This window comes from uncultured Sphingorhabdus sp. (genome assembly GCF_937872355.1).
Taxonomy (GTDB): Bacteria; Pseudomonadota; Alphaproteobacteria; order Sphingomonadales; family Sphingomonadaceae; genus Sphingorhabdus_B.
In genome coordinates this window covers 1-19,322 of record NZ_CALMSV010000224.1, presented here as the reverse complement: position 1 = coordinate 19,322, position 19,322 = coordinate 1, and the positions used below count along the sequence as shown (strand labels likewise).

Sequence of the window (19,322 nt, the reverse complement as noted above, 5' to 3'; positions counted from 1 at the left end):
CCACGCTCTGCATCGGTTACTTGCATTATCGGTATTTTTCATGCTCTTATGTGAATTCAAATGTCAGAACTCATCATCATAGCCGACGATCACCCGGTATTCCGCGACGGGATGTGCCGTTTGATTTCCGCTGCGCTGCCCGATGCGCGATTGCTCGAAGCGGGGACTATGGACGAAGTGATTGCTCTCGCGGAGTCTGGAGACGAACCGGATCTGTTTTTGCTCGACCTTTTGTTTCCTGGAATGGAACCACGAGAAACGCTTCCCCGGCTTCGGCAGCGTTTTCCAAAATCATCAATCGCTATTGTATCGATGCTCGACGACGACCGTACAATTAACCGGATCATGGATGAAGGTGCTGACGCTTTTATCGTCAAATCAATCCCGGCAGGTGAAATGGTCGACGCCGTAATGGCGGTGCGGGCCGGGCAATATGTAGTCGCAAAGCCGAGCATTGTTTCTCTGACCGATGCCGTCCCGACGTCAGCAAATGTAATGTGCCTGACACAGCGCCAACTGGAAATTTTGCGACTGATCAGCGCCGGCGAATCGAACAAGCAGATTGCCCGCAAGCTAGGCCTTTCTCCCTTTACGGTGCGCAATCATATCTCGCTGCTTTTGCGAACGCTTCACGTTCATTCCCGTTCCGAACTCGCTTTAAAGGCCGAAAGTCTGGGTTGCCTGCAACAAAGTGCTGGAGCGATCAGCCTGAAGTGAGTCTGGCGCGCACGGAACTGATCGTCGACCGCAGTTCAGCTGGGCGTAAAGGCTTTTTAAGAACAAGAACGTTCGGATCGCCGATTTCTGCTGCAATGCGGCTATCATCATGCGCGGTGATAATGATGGCTGGGACCTCAACGCCAAGCAGCTGGCGGACAAATTTTATGCAATCTTCCCCTGTTTGGCCGCCGCCAAGATCAAAGTCGGTCACAATCATGTCGCAGCTTTGGATAGTTGCGGGAATGGAGGTGGTTGCAACTACGTGACATCCCCATGACGACAGCAGCCCGGCGGTCGCTTCAAGTATATCGGTGTCATCTTCAACAAGGAGGACGGACCAATCTCGCAGCGGCGATCGGTCATTTCCGGATGGCACCAGGGTGACCGTCACTTTTGCATCCTGGACAATCGGCAAGCCCGAAAGGGTAAAGCGAGATCCCCTGCCAATTCGCGAGGCCACATCTATCTTCAAGCCGAGAATTGCTGCCATTCTGGCCACAATTGAAAGTCCCAAGCCTACACCCTGCCGGTCTCGATCTCCGCGCTGCTTGATCTGGAAAAACTCGTCAAAAATAAGGGGAAAATATTCTTCCTCTATACCGTTACCCTGATCCCAGACCTCTACAGCGATTGATGAACCCCGGCGCCGACAGCCCAGGATCACGCCGCGACCCGTAGAAAATTTCAGCGCATTGGAAACCAGATTCTGGATCATCGTCAACAGCAGAACGCGGTCGGTCAGCACGACATAGCGGGTATCGACCATGCGCAATTCGCTGTTATCCCATTCGGCAAGCTGCACATTTTGCAGAACGATTTCCTGGAACAACTCACCGAGCGATACCGGTTCGAGTTTTGGTGCCACTGTTCCGCTGTCGAGAGTGGAAAGATCGAGCAGCGACCGAAACAGGCGGGCCAGCGATTGCAGCGCGCGGTCTATCCGTTCGACGATTTGGCGTTGCCGGTTGTTCAAGCCTGTATTCTGCAGGCTGTTTGTGAACAAGTTGATCGCATGCAGCGGCTGCCTCAGGTCATGGCTGGCCTGTGCAAGAAAGCGCGATTTTGCGAGATTGGCCTGGTCCGCCTCATGCCGTGCTTGATCTATGCGCCCCAGCAGCGCAGACGCATAATGTGGAATCACGACTGCGGAGAGCAGCAGCATCACCATCATATATGGCGCATTCTGACCCTGCGGAATACTGAAGCCCACTATCAAAACAGTACAAACAGCAAAACCGGTTGCGATCCGCAAATAGGTTTTCCCGAAACGCAGGCCATTCCCCAGCGTGACCCACAAGATTATGGTATGTAAAGGCATCATCACCATAGGCTCGACAACAATGCTGCAGCCCAGCGAAACATAGTCGAGAACCATCGAGAGCAATCGCCGGACCGGATAATGCCCCGGCATATGGCGCGCCCAAAGAAAAATGGCGAACGCCGCAGGAGCATATAAAATATGATAAACAAGGATCGTTATCGCCCATGGCGCGATGAATTCGTCCTCGGCCAGCAATACGCCAAATGTTGCAGTATAGACAGCGATTATCGATAAAGCCGCAAGCCGAACCTTGGTTTGTCCTGCTTCAGCCAGTTCTTCGTCCAGATGCTTTTGAGGTTGTCGACGGAACAGTCGAGCGCCCAAATTCCGTATCATTCATGCCTACTATCTACATAAGCCGGGCGACCAATGATCACGAATACACCGGAATAACATTTTAAACCATGGGGAGCGAAGAAACGCTAAGTGTTTCCAGTTTACCTTTATGGAAAAATACCCTGAGATTGTAGATATTTTTACGGCAGTTGATGTCAGTTGATTGATAATAGGCGCCTTCTGCATCCTGATCATCCGCCCATCTTTCGAATGCTAGTCCAGTTGCTCTTCGAACCTTTGCCATCGCGATATTGTCGCTATCACCCCGCTTCAGCCCGAATGGACCAACGAATGCGGCATAATTTCCGAATTCAATCCATTTACTGACCACAATTCCATCGTCGACGAGATATTTGATCGGCAACGTGTCAGCGGAAAGAGTGAAACTGCACTGACGCAATGGATTGCGTTGGTTGCACTCTATTGCCTTATATCGCGTCGGCATTTTGCCGAGACTGGCGCAAATCGCAAGTGAACCAAAATCAGGTTTCGACTGGGCGTTGGCAGCGATTGGAATGCTGGCCAGCAGCGCAAGACTGACAGCCTTTGTGGAGATCATCATCATATTACGGCCTTTCCACGATTGTCAAAAGCACAGAGTTGCAACGCGCCGATGTTCAACATGTCGGCACCGAGTCGTCATTTTCTTCCAACGCGTATTTGCCTTCGGGCGTTCGGATATAGCGATGCGTGAAAGAGCGCGTGCCCTCATAACCGACCTCGAAACGCACATTTTTGACAGGATTCTGCAGCCTGCCTTCAATTCCGGTTACCAGCTGATCACCACCTTTTGCGCCGCTGTCATCATATTGCGACGGGAATTCAGCAATTTGTCGTGGGCCTTCGGAACCGAGTTCGATCAACGACATACTTGCGCAGGAATAGCCTTGCCATACTCCGCCGGCGGTCGAAACGACAACCGGATGATCAGACACGTCATTCCGTACTTCCCATTCGGGGGGATTTCCCATGATCGAACCGCTGACAAAATCGGGCCACCGCCCCTTAACCGCAAACTGGCCCTCGCTCTCGGCAAGATAAAATATACCGAGCACCCCCAGATTGACCGGATAGGCCTCCAGATGATTGGCCGGCGCGAGCAGGATCCAATGTCCCCCACCCATCTGCAGCAACTTTCCGCCCGAATAGCTGTAGTCGCCGCTTTTGACATCTTCGGTCCGGCTTGTGTCGAACAGGGCGGCATAGGCGCGGGTCAGTTGCTCGCTCGCGTTGAGTTCGGACAACGGGCGTACCGACGGCGGCTTCTCGGAAGCCGATTCCATCCGTGACACGGTCTGAATTTTCTGCCCGGACACGCTATCACCCGCGTGATCCCGACTGATTGCAAGCGCGGCAAGGGCACTGCCCCCTGCAAGAGCCAGTACAACCACAATGCCCCGTTTCCTGGCCCTTGTTTTTGCAGCCTTCGGATTGTTCAATGGCTTCATATCGAACTCCAATCTTGTCGATCCATCCTCAAGGCCACCCGCTCCAGCGGATTTCGTCAGACACCAGTTTCCAGCAGCCATTTGACCAAGCGAACGAAAGGCGCCCGCGAATGCCGGCGGTATAGCGGTAATCAGATTCATCATTGTCGATCCGATTTTCCGCGACGTTCGGATCTTCTTTCCATGCGATGCGAAAGCCGCGGTCAGCATCAGAAACAGGCTCAAAAATTATCGGCACGTTCCGCTCGGCACCATATTCATAAGAGACGGCATGCGGCGCGAATTTTATGGGCGGCAACCTATAATAGCGGCGCGGCCATCGCTTGGGCAGCGCGTCGCCGCGAATGATAGAAATTTGCTTCGAAAGCGCTAAATAGCGCGTGGCCGGTGACGAGAAGAAGGCTTCGATAAAACCGTCCCTGTCGCGTATCGCGCAAATATCATTCAGGCGCTTGCGCTCCACTGTAACCGCACGCTTTGCGACGGCAAATGTAGGGCAGCGCCTCAATAGACTGATCTTACCACCGCCTTCGCGGCGTAGCGTCAACCAAAACTCGTCATGGGAAATATCGAGATGCAGACGATCGTCCCGACCACCTTCTACGCCATTCGGCAACGCGAGAATGATGGCAGGATAATCGCTATAAGCCCAAACCGAACGGATCGGCGCCCCATTGAAACGCGCTGTTGCGATTGTGAAGGAGCGGCCTTTAGGCACTGGCTTTCCGCAGGCCGAAAGCTTTTCGGCCCATTCACCGAGATACACTTCTGGAATATAGCTATGCTCGGTCTGGAAGGGCGCCCCCCGCAGCGCCGGATCATCAAACTGGGGCGCTGCCATGACCGAAAGGAGGGCGAGGGAGAGGATTGTGGCCACTGCAATCTGTTATGCCTGTCTGGACTGCCGTTGAGAAAAACAAATTGGCACTGGTACATTTTCAACATTGGCTACGGGCGGGCCGGGTCTGTTAGCTAGCGCAGTTAGCGGCGCTGCACCGGTATCCCGACGCTGTAGATCGTTGAGTTAGTTCCGCCTACGCACCCGATGGTCATCATATGGATAGGTTGTTTTATTTGTGTCTCGATCCAGCCCGTTTTCACACGAGTTAAAGATTGGCGTCCTGTTGGTATCGGTTACACCAATAGGTGCAGACGCCGCTACGCACCAAAGTACCGAGCAGGATTCGTTTGCAGCCGTCGCCTGGGCCGAGGGATATCGCAACCTGATATGGAGTTCAGGCTATCCATCAAAGGAAACAGCGGAATCAGCGGCCCTGAAATTCTGCAACGAGCGGGTCGGCAAGGATTGCTCTATCGCAGCACATTCAAGGAACGGCTTTATTGCTGTTGGCATTGCCGACGATGGCGGCAGGATTGTCCAATCAGGACGCACCAGGGTAGAGGCTGCTGACATTGCTATGAATCGCTGCCGCTCGGAAGGCTCAGGAGCTCGATGCACCATTCAGCATCTGAATCTGATACAGGGAACACCGAAGGTGCAGGATATGCAGATTTCGGCCCGCTTACCCGACCAATGGGCCACATTTGCCTATCGAAGTGATGTTTATCCTGGCGATGTGAGGCGTGTTTGGCCTGTCGCGCAACAGCCCAGCCAAGAAGAAGCCATCAGGAAAGCACTCTTACTATGCACCCGCGAAGAAAAGCGGGAATGCACCGCAAAAGCGGGGGTGCGCAATGTGCGCATCGCAGTCTACGCCGCACTTAACGAGCCGGGCACGCCCATGATAGAATCGGATATTGACGATGCGCGCCTTGAAGCGGCGGTGGAAGCAAGATGTAAGTTGATGGCGGCCAACTGCATCACTTTTGCGACGTTCAGCGCCAGCGAACCCGTCTGGCAGGCTATCAATCTTGCCGCGCCCGCTCCGGCAGCACCTCCTTCGCGCTAGTTGATATATTTTGCACTATCGCGCCGAAGGTGTTTCAACCTCTAGGCCATTCAATGTCAGCCATTTCTTGACTTCGTCGATACCTTTCCGGGTTTTCGCGTTCAGCAGCTTTTCCGGAGTCATGTACAAATAGCGCTGGAATGTCTGGCCTTGGGCATTGCGCAATGACGGATCGGCTCCGGCCTTCAGAAGAGCAAGCACATGCCCAGGCTCATTGATCTGGGCGGCGACATGTAGCGCGCTGTTGCCGACAGCATCGGTCAGATCAAGTTTCGCTCCTGCTGCCAACAAAACCCGAAAATGCTTAGGCTTTTCGGCAATCAAAGCCGTCATCAACGGGGTGCGACCGCTTTCGGGATCAATCGCGTCGAGCATCTCATATTCCCAAGCCAGCCATCGCTTCAGGGAACTCGCGCTCTGCTTGCGAATTATGATGTGCACCTCTTCCGGTAAGGGCCTCGTGTAAACACAGCCGCTTGCGGCGCTATGTGGTACGGCAAGCGCAACAATCGCGAGAAAAAGGGACAGCAGATGGATATTTGGCCTCATCAGTTCATAGTAATATCACTACGCGTCAGATGACGACATTCTCCGAACACCGGTACATTTTTGACAATTGTTCTGGGCGGCGTAGGTTTTAGAAACTACGCGGCAATGCGTAAAATCCTTCTCTTTTTGTCGACATTCTTGGCAGCTGCCGGTGCCCATGCGCAATGCCGCATAGGATCAGGGTCTGACCATGGTGACGGCATACCCTATTGTGATGAACTATCGCCTCCGCCGCAGTCGAGTGTACCGCCAACGCCGCCGCAATGGCAGGATTTCGCCGCAGCGGTTGTTTGGGCAGATAGCGACGAAGGTGACCAGTTTGTTGGGGTAGGCAAATATTTCGATGAACAAATGGCGATTGAGCTAGCCATGGAGAAATGCCGTGTCAAAACATCTTGGCGTAACTGCGAGATTGCGGTTTCAACCACCAATGGGGTGATCGCGGTGGGTCGTGACCAAAATGGCAAGCTTAGGGTGCGAAGCAGTCCGTCCAAAGAAGATGCGGAAAATGGCCTGATTGAAAAGTGCGTAGAGGACGGATTGCGTTGTAAAGTAGTCGCGATTTTTGATGGGCGCGCCGAGTATTTTTAGCCGTCCAAGTAAATGCTTGCTGACAGCTTAATTGCGGACATTCGGTGTTGGCCGAAAGCGGATTAAGCCACTCTTCCAAGGGTTGTATAGCGCAACAAGTTTGCACTTGGCGGACTTGCCGCAATTCGCCCGCATTATGCTCTGCGCCATCTTTTCGGTCGGGCTGGAACCCAAGCGGATTTCGCCATCTTTGGTTTGTGCAATATATAGAAATACACTGGCAACGGTGCGTGCTGCAGCGCATGAATGACCGCTATCATGCATGCAGCTTTGGAGGGCGGCGTTCTCCGCCTCCTGCGCACTGCGATAGCCGGTGGCGATCCAGACGTCGTTTGGGCCACCTTGATCATTGGGTTCAACCCATGCCGCTGAAGCAAATTGGTGGCGAAAATTGCCTGTGGGGCGCCAGATTTCCCGGTTGTAGTTAGATGCCGAGCCAGCGATCTTACGCCCGGGACTGGCTGTGCCATGGCTCGTTTCTACACACACATCTCCAATTTTTCGGCATTCTGCCAGCATGCGTTTTTTCGCCTTGGCGGCTGAGGAATCCCAATTGGTGTAAACGCGACCCGTTGCGCCAATACCAATCGAATAAGAGCTGTTATAGGATGTGATCATGAACTGGCATCCGGTGCCCATATCTTGGTTGCATGCTGCAACAGCCGCTTGCTGTGCTGACGCTCCATTGGGATAGCCAATTGCAACCCACATATCGGCAGCATCCGGATGCGCCGCAATTGCAAAATGATTATCGACCCAAGCCATTTGGGGCGGTGGAGGCGCATTTGGATCTCCCCTCTGCTCACAAAGTGGCGTGCCCCTGTCATCACCGACTTGCACTTCACCTGGAGCCCAAGTGCATGGAAATGCGGATTGGGCCGCAGAAGCCCAAGCGAAGACCCAGAAGGCAATCGCTGCATGGAATGCCCATTTGAAGGAAGTGAACAACACTGGTCAGCGGACCAGTCGACCTAAGGTGTCCACACGGCAGTTGGTACCATTCAATTTGTAATCGACCAATCGGTGGCCAGGCTTCGATCCGCCTTGCTCAAGAAACAAGGTCAGGTCGCACTCGCTGAGCTCGCCCTCAACCCTTTCGGCCTGGTTCATGCCGACCACACCGCCCCTGCCGTCGTAGACCGGGATATTGTCGACCACGACCTGTCGCGTATCGACGCGAGAAATATAGCGCAACGATTTGGTGCCTGCCAGTTCACTGATGCCATTGGGAGCACCCCAGAAATCCACGATTTCCTTCTCGGTCCAGCCCTGCATGCTGTAGAATCTTTCCCGTTGCGCATCATTCTTCTTGCGAAAATTGGCCGCGATCTTTTCCATAAACTGCCGTTCAGCATCCATGCCCGCAATCTGTTGCTCGACCTGACCGGCCTTGCTCGACAAAGCGGCCATACGCGCTTCAAGTTCGGCGCGGTCCTTTTCGATTTCTTCGCGGGTTTTTGTTGTTGTGTAAGGTGGCCGCTTACCCTCTGGCCACAGATGCGACCAAGAGTAGTCGGATAGACGAATGTAGCTGATCAGGGGAATCTCCGTCGCGTAGATCATTCCCAGGTCAGCCAGCGGTTGCATGGCGGCCGCTTTGTCTTCCATCGTGGCGTTGGGGTTTTTCTGGATTTTCTTGGACGCATCGTAGAATTTCTGAATCGCAGGTGCGACTTTATCCTGCATCTTGCAAGCCACCAGATAAGCGCGGTTGACCCAGTTGTCAGGTATCGGAGCCCATTCGGGCGAGTTCATTTTTTCCGATTCATTGTTTCGGTACAGGGCGTATGCACTGGTGATACGGAATTGTTTCGGATTGCACCGGATGTCCACGGTGTACTGGATGGTATCCGGGTCCGACGTGCCCTCCATAACCTGCACGACAAAAGCCGTATGGACCTGGCTATCCTCCATATACTTCGCCATGTCCGGCGCCTTCATAGCCAGCGCTTTGGACTGGTCAAAAGTCTCCAGATCCAGTGTCGATTTGACTTCGTCGAGCGCCAGATAGTGCACGCTGCGTTGCGGCTTTTCGCCTTCTCGCGCAATCATCACCCAATGGGCTGCGTCGGCGGAAACGGCACTTCCCAAAATTCCACAAGTGACGGCTGCGGCAACGAGTGGATTGGATTTTTTCAAGATGCTCAACGCTGGTTTCCTCATCCCGTGTTACGGCTCAATATTGACCCGCAAGGCAAGCGCGCATCTTGTCCCGCGCTTCATGCCCTTTCGTCCAAGCCGATGCGAATATCTGATTTCCGGCCATGCTGACGCGGACGCCCTCTTCGTTTTGCATCACATCCAGCGCCGCATCGATTGAAGGTAAAAGGAAAATGACGAGGCCGTTTTGTTCGCCATCGATGCCAATATGAGTCGCAGTCACCGTGCGGTCCGGCTCGCCGTCTGTAGAAAGTGTAACCTTCACGCTTTTGGCTTTTGCTGGAACGGGCACATTCGGACCGCTGACTAGGAAAAATGCCTCTTTCCAGTCATCCGAAGGCCCCAAATAGCCCATCGCGGAATCGCCCGCAGCAAATGTGATCGTACAGCCCTTGCCCGACAGCTTTCCATTCTTTTTCGCATACCATTGCGGCGGCTTGGGCTTGCCCGATTTGGTTACCCCATCCTCCTTGCTCTCCATGGCACCTGCCAGTTGGCGCTGCAGTGGCGATTGGGCAGCGACTGGATACAGCCCAAAAGATATCAAACCCAAAGCGATGCCGACCATTCTGATCCGGTGCTTTACAACTGCCATGTTCATATGCGTTCGTTACTCAATCAAACTCGGTCGCGACTTCGGTCGATTTGACCACAAATAAGTCCTTTTCTAGCGATGATAGTCCGTCGAATTGATGCAAGTATATGCGGATCGCTGTACTAGTGCTTCTTTTCAGCTGGGGACGCGTTGCGGGTTCTGCCAACTGTATATACCCATGGGCTGAACAGCGGCTTTGGGGGAAGGATCGGTTTCTGCATCAAAGCGCCGACCTTGATTCTTCTTGTAGAATAAAATCTTATGGCACCACTTTTACCCAAAACGTCATTGGCCGGGCATGTTGGCAAAATGACGGCATCTGGTACCGAAACGATCGGGCAATTGTCTGCGGAGAGTTTAGAAATAACCGCCGAGTATCGGCAGGCCCGATCAAGGCTTTGGAATGTTTCGATCGGTGTTCTATATCTCTACTTAAGTGGGATACTCACCGACATTTCGGAAGATATCTCCGAAGCGCTGCTAATATATGTTACCTGCTTTTCAACCTTTGTTGTCCTTATATATGTCCATACTCGCCTGCGACCGGGTATTGTCCCCGCACGACGATTGATCGCCATGCTCGGAGATTTTTGCTCGCTCACTTTCGTCATGCTTGTGGGCGAAACACTGGGCCTGCCCTTATATGTTTTCATCGTCTGGGTCACATTGGGTAACGGTATGCGGTTTGGCCAGCGCTATCTGGTAATTGCATCGGTCATGGCACAGCTGTCATTGATCACGCTGTTCCTGCTCAGCGACTATTGGCGGCAACAGCCTTATTTGCTGGTCACTTTTTCGATGGTGGCGCTGGTTTTGCCCGCTTACGCCCGCGTGCTTCTGGGTCAGACCGCGCAAGCACGCGACGAGGCACTTGTCGCCATGCAAGCCAAAAGTCGTTTTCTGGCCCATGCGAGCCATGATTTGCGCCAGCCTATTCATTCGATCGGCTATTATCTAAGCCTGTTGCGAACCAGCCGCAGCGCCGCAGATCGCGAGAAACTGATCGTACGGATCGAGAGGGCACTAGGATCGGTGTCACGGCTGTTCAAATCGCTGCTTGATATTGCCCGACTCGACAGCGGCACTATCGACGTAAACAGAGAAGCCGTTGCGCTGCATCCATTGCTGTCCGACCTGGTCCAACAAAATGAGCAAGTTGCACAATGGCATGACGTCAAAATGCGGTATGTTCGCACAAGTGTTTCCGTTTCAGCCGATCCCACACTTCTGTCCACCATGGTCCAGAATTTGCTGTCGAACGCGATCAAATATGCGCGGGGGAGCGAAGTTGTACTCGGTGTACGCCGCAAGGGCGGAGTGGTGGCGATAGAGGTGCATGACGCAGGCATTGGCATCGATGCGGCGCATATACCCCACATCTTCGACGAATTTTACCGCGCCCATGTCGAAGGAGACCGCGATTCCGAGGGAGTCGGTTTAGGCCTCGCCATCGTCAACAGGTTGGCGCAATTATCAGGATTCACATTATCGATACGGTCACGACGCGGCAAAGGCACCACGGCAGGCATTTACGAAATTCCTGTCAATTTCGAAAAGCGGAAGCCCGAACAGGCTTCAATGCACGATACCGCTAAGCCTTTGGCGGGGTATCGCGTTATCCTGATTGAGGACAATCCCGATGTACTTGACGCTACTTGCGCGCTGCTCGAGCATTGGGGGTGCGCTGTCCAGCCTCACCCCACGATCCCGGCTCATGTCGAGCCAGCAGACCTGATCATTGCTGATTATGATTTGGGAGATCGGACCTTGGGAACATCCGCAATCCTAGCTATCCGCGAGAAACTGGGGTCGATTTTACCCGCGATCCTGATGACAGGCCATGCCGATGCAGTCGTAAGCAAGAAAGGGGTCGATGAAGGGATGCAGATTCTTGCCAAGCCTGTGCAACCGGCGATGTTGCGATCGATACTTTCGACATTTCGCGCAGCCAGTCGCAACCGGTCCCTGTAAGAAGTGGCAAGATAGGCCTTGGTATTGCATCGTGCACAGGCCGAAAATGGTCAGCAAAGCCGGGCAGCTATCGCCCTCGACCACACCGGGCTTATTAACTGGGCACCTGATGATGGCCGCCTTGTCCCATGGGGCGCATTCATGCTTATTCGAAATATCTATCCAGGAACGATGAAGCAATATGGCTCCTCAGCGTAAAAGAATTATTGAGCTTCCCGGTGTTTTCGACGAGCATTGGGCAGAATATGATCAGGCGCGAATTCGCTTATGGATGATAGCGGCCTCCGCCCTTTATATCATTCTTCGTTGGATCGCTGGCGGATCAACAATTCCCGGTCCCGCAGACAGTTATATCTTGATTTTACCGCTGCCCGAAGGCGCGGCAAAGCATCTGCTCCTGCTATGTCTTGGTTATGCAGCATTCGGCATCGCGTTGCTCGCCATCATTCAGAAATTTCCCGGCAATTTCACCTTGCGCCGACTCTTCACCCTGATCTGCGATTTCGGAGCCTTAACCTACCTACTATTGGTCGGCGAAGGCCCAATGATGATATTCCTCGCAATGATCCTGTGGGTCGCGGTCGGGAACGGTATGCGGTTTGGCCGCTTGAATCTGATATTTGCACCAATTTTGGCACAGTTTTCCTTGTTCAGTTTGTTTGCGATGAGCCGGTTCTGGCAAAGCCGTTTCGATTTGCTTGTCACCTTCGCCATTTGTTTTCTTATATTGTCGGCCTACTCGATAGTGGTGTTGCGACAGATATCGCAAGCGCGCGAGGCCGCATTAGAGGCGATGCAATCAAAGAGCCGGTTTCTAGCTCAAGCGAGCCATGATTTGCGCCAACCCATCCATTCGATCGGCTATTATCTCGACATTTTGCGGGCAACAAAAGAGAGCGTCGAACGGAATCAATTGCTTGATCGTATAGAAAAGGCGCTTGGTTCTGTTTCCAGACTGTTCAAGTCGTTGCTGGACATCTCCCGAATCGACAGCAGAGCGATCGAAGTCCGCATGGAAACCATCGATTTACACTCGCTTCTGGCAGATATTGTGCAGCAGAACGAACAACATGCTATATGGAATAACGTCGATCTTTGCTGCATGCCGACGGGTCTAAAAGTACGTGCCGATCCGGCATTGTTGGCAATGATGATACAAAATCTGTTGTCAAACGCGATCAAATACGCACCTGGTGCGAGAGTATTGATAGGAGCGCGCAGGCACGGAAAGCGGGTCGCAGTCGAAGTGTACGATCAGGGCATCGGCATCAAGGTCGAGCATCTCCCTTACATATTTGATGAATTCTACCGGGCACATGAAGCTGGTGATCGCGATGCCGAAGGCGTTGGTCTTGGACTGGCAATAGTCAATAGATTGGCAGACCTCTGTGGTTTCAATCTTACGGTGAAATCGGAAAGAGGCAGGGGAACTGTCGCACGAATTTCCGACATCCAGATGAGTTTTGAGCAAGTCGTTCGCACACCTTCGGTCAGCAATGAGCCTTTGCGCCTGCAGAGCAATTTCCGAGTTATTCTGGTAGAAGACGATCTTGATGTTTTGAACGCAACAGCGGCTATGCTGAGGCATTGGGGATGCGACGTTCAGGCCTATACTGAACCGCCAGTCAGTTTTCAGGCAGCCGACGTCATTATTGCCGACTTCGATTTGGGCAACAAGCGATTGGGAACAGAAGCGATTCGCGTGATCCGCAAAGGTCTTGAGTCGAATGTGCCTGCAATCCTGATGACCGGCCACGCTGAGGCCATAGCCAATCAGCAAAATTTCGATGAAGGGATCCAGGTACTTGCTAAGCCTGTGCAACCGGCAATGTTGCGATCAATACTTTCGACATTTCGCGCAGCCAGTTACAACAAGATATGATCATGGTCGGCTATGTGTGCCGCGATTCTGCGTCAAGCATAGCGCGAAGATAGGCGGCGAAGCGGGAAAGCTGTTCCACACCGCCATCAACATGCGCATCGCTGATGCGCAGGCTATCCAGGACACCCGACGTAGTGATATAATCAATAAGCAGGACATGCCGCATACGGGCACCGACTTTGAACCCTAGCCTGTTTGACCAGGAAATTCCGGTCTGGACATCGTCCCAGAATCCCGGGCGGATTCGATCGCCTCGGTCGAGCGCAACCAAACGAATGCTGCTGACCGCTATTGCACGCGGAGCCGAGAGAAAGCTGCTGTGTATCTTCAGCTCCCGGTTTTGCACCTGCAGAGCCGGGGAAGGTGTTAACAGGCGCCACAAGTCCATCCCACCTTCCCATAAAGCCAGTGCAAAGCACGCAATCAGCAATATGATACTGAACCAGCCACCTGTCAGCTCGTCCAAGCCGTGACGCTCGGGTGGTTGTGAAGCCCGCACAGCTTCCAGATATGCAAGATGATCTTCAACCGACATCATATCGGTCGGCGACGGAGGCGGAGGCAGTGGAGGCGGGGGCGGAGCAAAAACATCGTGGCCCGCCAACAGCCATATGACGATCGCGCACACGGTCGCCATCAAAACTATTCTAGTGAAGCTACCCTTCTTCGAAAAGTAGAGTGCTGCCGGATTCATATCAACTTCCTACCGATCCGTTTTGCCGGTTACCTTCCGCCAAAGACCGGAACCTTCAAAACAAGGCTTTGTCGCTATGAACCGTCGCTGGAGTATAGTCTGTGATTTGTACCGGTGCACTGGGTCAATTCGGTAAATGCCCATCCTTGCCGGGCGTAGTAGGCCTCAATCGACAATCCAAAACCGGGGGTTTGCAATGGCATCCGAAGTAAAAGTGGCATTTCGCAAGGAAATGGGACTGGCTAAATCGGCAATACGCAACGGAGAACTGGCCGATGCGAAGGGTCACCTGGAGCGCGCCCATATTTTAGGTCAGCGCTGGTATACTGCCCATATGATAAGTCATTATCATATGCTGCGTGTTGCAATGATAGAATCGGATTGGCCAGAAGTGCGAGGGCAGATCATCCGGCTTATTGGTGCCGGTCCATTCCATCTTGTTGGTTGGCTGCCTGTCGGCAATACTGGAGGGGCCGATGTGTCGCCAACTTTGCCAATGCAGATCCCATTAGATCTTCGTCCATATTTCGAAGGCTATTCGTTGCGGAATGGGATGCTGATCCGCGGTCTAATGGTTCTCCTAACAGCACTCTCCTACCTGGTATTTTATAAGGCGTAGAAGAAGAATTTGCTGCAACGCATACCGCAGAAAGTCGGAATGTCGTGTTCCAGACGGGATAGCGGAAATATCGGGGCTGGGCGTTCCAATCGGACTGTCTGGTGCGGTCAAGAAGACTCGAACTTCCACGGGCTTTCGCCCACAACGACCTCAACGTTGCGCGTCTACCAATTCCGCCATGACCGCACTCGCCCTGACAGGTAGGAGCGGGCCCCTAGCAAATGGCTTTGGGCGACGCAACCGCAATTGCACGATAATATCTGCCACATGACCCGTAGCATTCTGGGGCGGTTTGCCTCTCCAAAAGTCTGAATCGCCAATTAGCCATGCGATCGGCCGCTATTAACCCTCTTTGTGGCTTGCCGCTAAGGGTTAACAGATCGTTAAAGCTGCGGGATGTCGATTTGGATACTCGCCCTTGCAGCTGCCGCCAGCACCCCGGCCGTGCCGCCCGCCCGCGCGCAGACTGTGGGAACCGCAACGGCAACCATCGTACAGCTGGAGCGCATCGAGATTTCGAAGCCCGCAAACCGCAGAGAGAAAGTCGCCGCACGCCAGTCAGGTACGCGCGATGGCGTGCCTTACATCGATTTCTACTGAAAACTGGTTAGCTGCCCAACGCCCAGCCAACGCTGATACGTGAAGCGGCGAGTGGTACGTCCCGACGCAGCTGGCTGAAATCGGATTTTGCCCCTGGTGCCAATGTGCGCACCGGCGCTTTCATCGTCCAGCTATAGACTGGCCGCCCGCTCGCATCCTTCAGCGTTACCAGCATTTCTGGAACCTTCTGCGTTTGCGCGGTTGGGTTCACTATCGAACCGCTGGCAATGAAATAGGGTGAGCCATCAGCATCGCGACCCAATTCGAGATTGTCGTGCAGCACGATTTTCAGGTCGGGTTCCGCAACTGCCGCACCGAAACTGTTGTCCAGCCAGCCATAATGCCAGGTGGCAGCGCCCAATGCCGCGATCAAGATGGCAAAGCCAACGGCAGCATAGGTCCACAGCTTTGCAGGATTGCGGCGCGGCCGGAATGGTGGCTCATGCGCAAACTGGCTGCGCGAGCCGGAAATCGGTGCTGGATCGGCATAGACCGTAGGCTCGGGTATCGACGGCGCAACGCTGGACTCGAACCGAGGTGGCAGATCGGGCTTTTCTATGGCCTGCTCTTCGTCGTCCGCCTCGCTTTGTACGGCGGTATCGAAGGAAGCAAAGCCGGGAGCCGCATGCTCATCCAAAGGCTCCTGACGGGCCTGTGAAACCTCGGAAACAGGTGGGTGTTCGGCTGGCTCGGGCGCTTCCGGTGGTGCTACGATAGCTGGAGCCGGAGGCACAGGCGGCAGGCTGATCCCATCCTGATACCAGCTGTGCCGGCAATTGGCGCAGCGTACTTGGCGGCCATTGGCACCGATCGCACTGTCGGGAACGACATAGCGGGTGCGGCATTCGGGGCAGACAAGCAGCATGTGCCAGTCATAGACACCAGCGATTCGCGTATGCAAGCATATCCGGCGATTATGCTGTGGACGGAGCACGTTTTATCGTCGTGCACGGGCGTCCTGCCGTGCAACAAGCCTTTGCGAAGCTGTGGTTAATGTGCAATGCGGTTGCGCGATGCAAAGCGTTGCCGAATTCGACAATGTAGGCCTGCGATATGGCACCGGCGCGGAAACGCTAACCGATGTCAGTTTCAAGCTGTTTCCGGGGAGTTTCTACTTCCTCACCGGCGCCTCTGGCGCGGGTAAAACTTCATTGCTCAAGTTGCTCTATCTCGCGCACCGGCCCAGCCGCGGCGCGATCCGTATGTTTGGCGAGGATCTGGTCAATATGCCTCGCAGCCGCTTACCTGGGTTCCGTCGCCGCATCGGCGTGGTGTTTCAGGATTTCCGGCTCGTGTCGCATCTGAGCGCATTCGACAATATCGCCCTACCCTTGCGCATCGCCGGTATTTCGGAGCGCGATCTCGCCGGACCGGTCAATGAAATGCTCGACTGGATCGGCTTGACCGAGCGAGCATCGGCCCGCCCGGCAACACTTTCGGGCGGAGAACAGCAACGCGTCGCCATTGCACGCGCGGTCATTGGCAGGCCAGAGATGCTGGTCGCAGACGAGCCTACGGGCAATGTCGATCCGGATATGGCGCTTCGTTTGCTGAAGCTATTTGCTGCTTTGAACCGTCTGGGCACCACGGTTGTTGTCGCCACCCACGACATCCACCTGCTACAGGAAATTGAGGGCGCGCAGATGATGCGGCTCGACAAAGGCAAGCTGTCTGACCCTACCGGCGCGCTCAAGCATCCACCCCGCCCGCTCGTGCTTCGGAACTAGGCCGCAGATATGCGACTACCCTTCACCGCCAATCCGCATGAGCGCCAACTGATTCCCGATGGACGCTTCACTGGGCCGATGCCTTGGGTGATGGCAATCATGCTGTTCCTGTCGCTGTTGGCAGCTGCAGCAGCCCTCGCGCTAGTGCACGCCGCCAGCCAGGGTAGCGAGTCGCTTTCGCGACAGGCAACCGTTCAGATATTGGAAAATGATCCCGGCGCGCGCCTTTCGCAGCAGCAGCAGGTGGCTGCTCGCCTGCGCCGCCAACCGGGCATCAGCGATGTGAATATCGTTCCTGAAAGCGAGGCAAGGGCGTTGCTTGAGCCTTGGCTGGGCGATGTGGCGGAAGACAGCGATATCCCGGTCCCGGCTTTGATCGATCTAGAATTCAGCGCGACGCCAGAGCCAACCCGGCTGAACGCTTTGCGTAAAGATGCGGCCCGGATCGCGCCTTCGGTTCGTATCGACAGCAACGCCCAATGGCTGAAGCCCTGGTTTGATCTGGTCTATTCCATGCTGTGGGTGGCGCTGGCAATCGTGCTGCTCCTTCTGTTTGCAACCGCTGCCACCGTTGCCTTGGCGGTACGCGGCGCGCTCAACACGCACAAAGGCACGATCGAAATCATGCATATGATGGGTGGAACCGACCTGCAGGTAGCGCGACTATTCCAGCGTCGGGTGGCGCTCGATGCGTTGTTCGGCGGAGCTTTAGGGCTGGCGCTGGCTGTAGCCGTCATCCTGCTTCTGGGTGAGAGGATTGCCGCACTCGAACCTGGATTGCTCTCGGGGGCATCGGTGCCGCTTTATGGCTGGCCGCTCTTGCTGTTGATACCAGTCGCGGTTACTGCACTGTCGATGGCGATGGCGCGCTGGACGGTGCTGTCGACGCTCAAGAAAATGCTATGATTAGACGCTTCCTCTCTTCGATCCTGCTCATATGGATGCTCGGATTCATGTGGTTCGCGATCTTTCTGCCGCAACCGGCCGGGCTGGAGACGACCGACGGCGTCGTGGTTTTGACCGGCGGCCCAAAACGAATAGACCGCGGACTTGAAATTATCGAGAAAAAGAAAGCACGCCGGATGCTGATTTCTGGCGTCGATCTGGACGTCAAACCGGCAGAGCTAGCCGCCGAATATAGGCGCCCGATGCGGCTGTTCAATTGCTGCATCGACCTTGGCTTCCGCGCGGTCGACACGCGATCCAATGCGCTGGAAACTGCCCGCTGGGTCGCGCGCAACAAGGTCAAGACACTGCGCGTGGTAACCCACGACTGGCACATGCGCAGGGGGTTGCTGGAACTGAAGATCGCCTTGCCGGACGATGTCGAAATTCTGGCAGATGCCGTTCCGACAAAGCCCAGCTTTTACGTACTGTTCCGAGAATATAACAAATATTGGCTGAGAGGCGCCGCTGCGCTGATCGGTGTTTGATCCCATGTTCCTGCTGCGATCCCTGCTTTTCGGTATAATATTCTATATCGGCTCGGTACCTTATGTCCTTGCAGCGCTGCTCGGTGCCCATATCTCCCAGCCATTGTTGCGGGCATCCGTCCATGGCTGGAGCCGCTTCCACTACGACTGCGCAAAATGGCTGCTCGGTATTCAAGTGGTCGTGGACGGCAAATTGTCAGAAGAGCCTGTGCTTTACGCAATCAAGCATGAAGCAATGTTCGAGACGATCGATATGCCGCGCCTGTTCCATCTGCCTGCGGTGATCACCAAACGCGAATTATTCGATATCCCGGGATGGGGTCCCGCAGCGAAAGCCTATGGCATGATTCCTGTCGACCGCGAGGCCGGCGCCAGCGCTTTGCGTGCAATGATCACACTAGCAAGGCAAATGCAGGCCGAGCGCCGCCCTATCGTTATTTTTCCCGAAGGCACCCGAGTGCCACACGGCGAAAGACCGCCGCTGCAGTCAGGTTTTGCCGGACTCTACAAACTGCTCGGCCTGCCCGTGGTACCTATTGCCGTGAACAGCGGTGTGCTGACACCCAAAGGCAAGCCTTGGTGGCATAGCGGAACGATGACTTACAAGGTGGGCGAAACTATCCCGCCCGGCCTTCCGCGTGACGAAGTCGAGGCGCGGGTGCATGCGGCAATTAACGCTTTGAACGAACCCGCCTAATGCTTGCGCCCGAAGTCGGGTGCATCATCATCCTGACCCTGCTCAACGATCGAACGGCGAATGTCGCGG

21 protein-coding genes, 1 tRNA gene and 1 pseudogene are annotated in these 19,322 nt (G+C 54.5%); 12 read left to right on the top strand and 11 right to left on the bottom strand.

What is annotated here, in order from left to right:
- Window positions 1–60: 60 nt before the first annotated feature.
- On the top strand, window positions 61–717 hold the full coding sequence (locus Q0239_RS14695) for a response regulator transcription factor (protein ID WP_298604189.1): 657 nt from the start codon (window positions 61–63) through the stop codon (window positions 715–717).
- Here the strand turns inward: Q0239_RS14695 and Q0239_RS14690 are convergent.
- From Q0239_RS14690 to Q0239_RS14675, 4 genes are all read right to left on the bottom strand, one after another.
- Complete coding sequence (locus Q0239_RS14690) at window positions 704–2,377, bottom strand: ATP-binding protein (RefSeq protein ID WP_298604187.1); 1,674 nt, start codon at window positions 2,375–2,377, stop codon at window positions 704–706. The two genes, Q0239_RS14695 and Q0239_RS14690, sit on opposite strands and share 14 nt — an antisense overlap.
- A gap of 61 nt (window positions 2,378–2,438) precedes the next feature.
- The gene (locus Q0239_RS14685; RefSeq protein WP_298604185.1) at window positions 2,439–2,942 is read right to left on the bottom strand and encodes a hypothetical protein; all 504 of its coding nucleotides are present in this window, start codon (window positions 2,940–2,942) and stop codon (window positions 2,439–2,441) included.
- A gap of 52 nt (window positions 2,943–2,994) precedes the next feature.
- Window positions 2,995–3,693, bottom strand: coding sequence for a hypothetical protein (locus Q0239_RS14680; RefSeq protein WP_298604184.1), 699 nt, complete (start codon window positions 3,691–3,693; stop codon window positions 2,995–2,997).
- Window positions 3,694–3,853: 160 nt separating this feature from the next.
- Entirely contained in the window at window positions 3,854–4,666 is an 813-nt protein-coding gene (locus tag Q0239_RS14675; protein WP_298604182.1) for a hypothetical protein, read from the bottom strand.
- Window positions 4,667–4,901: 235 nt separating this feature from the next.
- Here Q0239_RS14675 and Q0239_RS18220 point away from each other — a divergent pair.
- Together Q0239_RS18220 and Q0239_RS14670 are read left to right on the top strand one after the other, a co-directional pair.
- Window positions 4,902–5,279, top strand: a pseudogene (locus Q0239_RS18220) (DUF4189 domain-containing protein); the annotation flags it as partial.
- Window positions 5,280–5,330: 51 nt separating this feature from the next.
- Complete coding sequence (locus Q0239_RS14670) at window positions 5,331–5,735, top strand: hypothetical protein (protein ID WP_298604180.1); 405 nt, start codon at window positions 5,331–5,333, stop codon at window positions 5,733–5,735.
- Window positions 5,736–5,750: 15 nt separating this feature from the next.
- Here Q0239_RS14670 and Q0239_RS14665 read toward each other — a convergent pair whose 3' ends face one another.
- On the bottom strand, window positions 5,751–6,284 hold the full coding sequence (locus tag Q0239_RS14665; protein WP_298604178.1) for an ankyrin repeat domain-containing protein: 534 nt from the start codon (window positions 6,282–6,284) through the stop codon (window positions 5,751–5,753).
- A gap of 60 nt (window positions 6,285–6,344) precedes the next feature.
- Between Q0239_RS14665 and Q0239_RS14660 the strand changes: the two genes are divergently transcribed.
- Complete coding sequence (locus Q0239_RS14660; RefSeq protein WP_298604176.1) at window positions 6,345–6,875, top strand: DUF4189 domain-containing protein; 531 nt, start codon at window positions 6,345–6,347, stop codon at window positions 6,873–6,875.
- A gap of 27 nt (window positions 6,876–6,902) precedes the next feature.
- Here Q0239_RS14660 and Q0239_RS14655 read toward each other — a convergent pair whose 3' ends face one another.
- The 3 genes from Q0239_RS14655 to Q0239_RS14645 all read right to left on the bottom strand — a co-directional run bounded on the left by Q0239_RS14655 (window position 6,903) and on the right by Q0239_RS14645 (window position 9,636).
- On the bottom strand, window positions 6,903–7,640 hold the full coding sequence (locus tag Q0239_RS14655) for a DUF4189 domain-containing protein (protein WP_298604174.1): 738 nt from the start codon (window positions 7,638–7,640) through the stop codon (window positions 6,903–6,905).
- Window positions 7,641–7,829: 189 nt separating this feature from the next.
- Window positions 7,830–9,023, bottom strand: coding sequence for a hypothetical protein (locus tag Q0239_RS14650; RefSeq protein WP_298604172.1), 1,194 nt, complete (start codon window positions 9,021–9,023; stop codon window positions 7,830–7,832).
- A 28-nt stretch (window positions 9,024–9,051) separates the two neighbouring features.
- Window positions 9,052–9,636, bottom strand: a complete 585-nt coding sequence (locus Q0239_RS14645) for a hypothetical protein (protein ID WP_298604170.1) — start codon at window positions 9,634–9,636, stop codon at window positions 9,052–9,054.
- A 303-nt stretch (window positions 9,637–9,939) separates the two neighbouring features.
- Here Q0239_RS14645 and Q0239_RS14640 point away from each other — a divergent pair, with 303 nt between their 5' ends.
- Window positions 9,940–11,601: an ATP-binding protein gene (locus Q0239_RS14640; protein WP_298604168.1), complete on the top strand. Its 1,662-nt coding sequence runs from the start codon at window positions 9,940–9,942 to the stop codon at window positions 11,599–11,601.
- A 181-nt stretch (window positions 11,602–11,782) separates the two neighbouring features.
- Window positions 11,783–13,483, top strand: a complete 1,701-nt coding sequence (locus Q0239_RS14635) for a hybrid sensor histidine kinase/response regulator (RefSeq protein ID WP_298604166.1) — start codon at window positions 11,783–11,785, stop codon at window positions 13,481–13,483.
- A 10-nt stretch (window positions 13,484–13,493) separates the two neighbouring features.
- Here the strand turns inward: Q0239_RS14635 and Q0239_RS14630 are convergent, their stop codons facing one another.
- Window positions 13,494–14,177 (bottom strand): hypothetical protein, encoded by a 684-nt coding sequence (locus tag Q0239_RS14630; protein WP_298604165.1) that lies wholly within the window; start codon window positions 14,175–14,177, stop codon window positions 13,494–13,496.
- Between the two features lie 196 nt (window positions 14,178–14,373).
- Here Q0239_RS14630 and Q0239_RS14625 point away from each other — a divergent pair, with 196 nt between their 5' ends.
- The gene (locus Q0239_RS14625) at window positions 14,374–14,796 is read left to right on the top strand and encodes a DUF3703 domain-containing protein (RefSeq protein ID WP_298604163.1); all 423 of its coding nucleotides are present in this window, start codon (window positions 14,374–14,376) and stop codon (window positions 14,794–14,796) included.
- 99 nt (window positions 14,797–14,895) lie between these two features.
- Here Q0239_RS14625 and Q0239_RS14620 read toward each other — a convergent pair.
- Window positions 14,896–14,982 (bottom strand) — tRNA-Leu (locus tag Q0239_RS14620).
- 210 nt (window positions 14,983–15,192) lie between these two features.
- On the opposite strand from Q0239_RS14620, the gene Q0239_RS14615 reads away from it, so the two are divergent.
- A complete protein-coding gene (locus Q0239_RS14615; RefSeq protein WP_298604161.1) occupies window positions 15,193–15,396 on the top strand; it encodes a hypothetical protein in 204 nt (67 codons plus the stop codon).
- A gap of 7 nt (window positions 15,397–15,403) precedes the next feature.
- Here Q0239_RS14615 and Q0239_RS14610 read toward each other — a convergent pair whose 3' ends face one another.
- The gene (locus tag Q0239_RS14610) at window positions 15,404–16,261 is read right to left on the bottom strand and encodes an MJ0042-type zinc finger domain-containing protein (RefSeq protein ID WP_298604159.1); all 858 of its coding nucleotides are present in this window, start codon (window positions 16,259–16,261) and stop codon (window positions 15,404–15,406) included.
- Between the two features lie 148 nt (window positions 16,262–16,409).
- Between Q0239_RS14610 and ftsE the strand changes: the two genes are divergently transcribed.
- The 4 genes from ftsE to Q0239_RS14590 are packed head-to-tail and all read left to right on the top strand — an operon-like array spanning window position 16,410 to window position 19,253.
- Window positions 16,410–17,123 (top strand): cell division ATP-binding protein FtsE, encoded by a 714-nt coding sequence (gene ftsE / locus Q0239_RS14605; protein ID WP_298604157.1) that lies wholly within the window; start codon window positions 16,410–16,412, stop codon window positions 17,121–17,123.
- Between the two features lie 9 nt (window positions 17,124–17,132).
- On the top strand, window positions 17,133–18,029 hold the full coding sequence (locus Q0239_RS14600) for a cell division protein (protein ID WP_298604155.1): 897 nt from the start codon (window positions 17,133–17,135) through the stop codon (window positions 18,027–18,029).
- On the top strand, window positions 18,026–18,556 hold the full coding sequence (locus Q0239_RS14595) for a YdcF family protein (RefSeq protein WP_298604153.1): 531 nt from the start codon (window positions 18,026–18,028) through the stop codon (window positions 18,554–18,556). Before Q0239_RS14600 ends, Q0239_RS14595 begins: the two co-directional genes overlap by 4 nt.
- Before the next feature lie 4 nt (window positions 18,557–18,560).
- Window positions 18,561–19,253 carry a 1-acyl-sn-glycerol-3-phosphate acyltransferase gene (locus tag Q0239_RS14590; RefSeq protein WP_298604207.1) on the top strand — a complete coding sequence of 231 codons (693 nt, stop codon included), beginning with the start codon at window positions 18,561–18,563 and terminating at the stop codon, window positions 19,251–19,253.
- Window positions 19,254–19,322 lie beyond the last annotated feature (69 nt).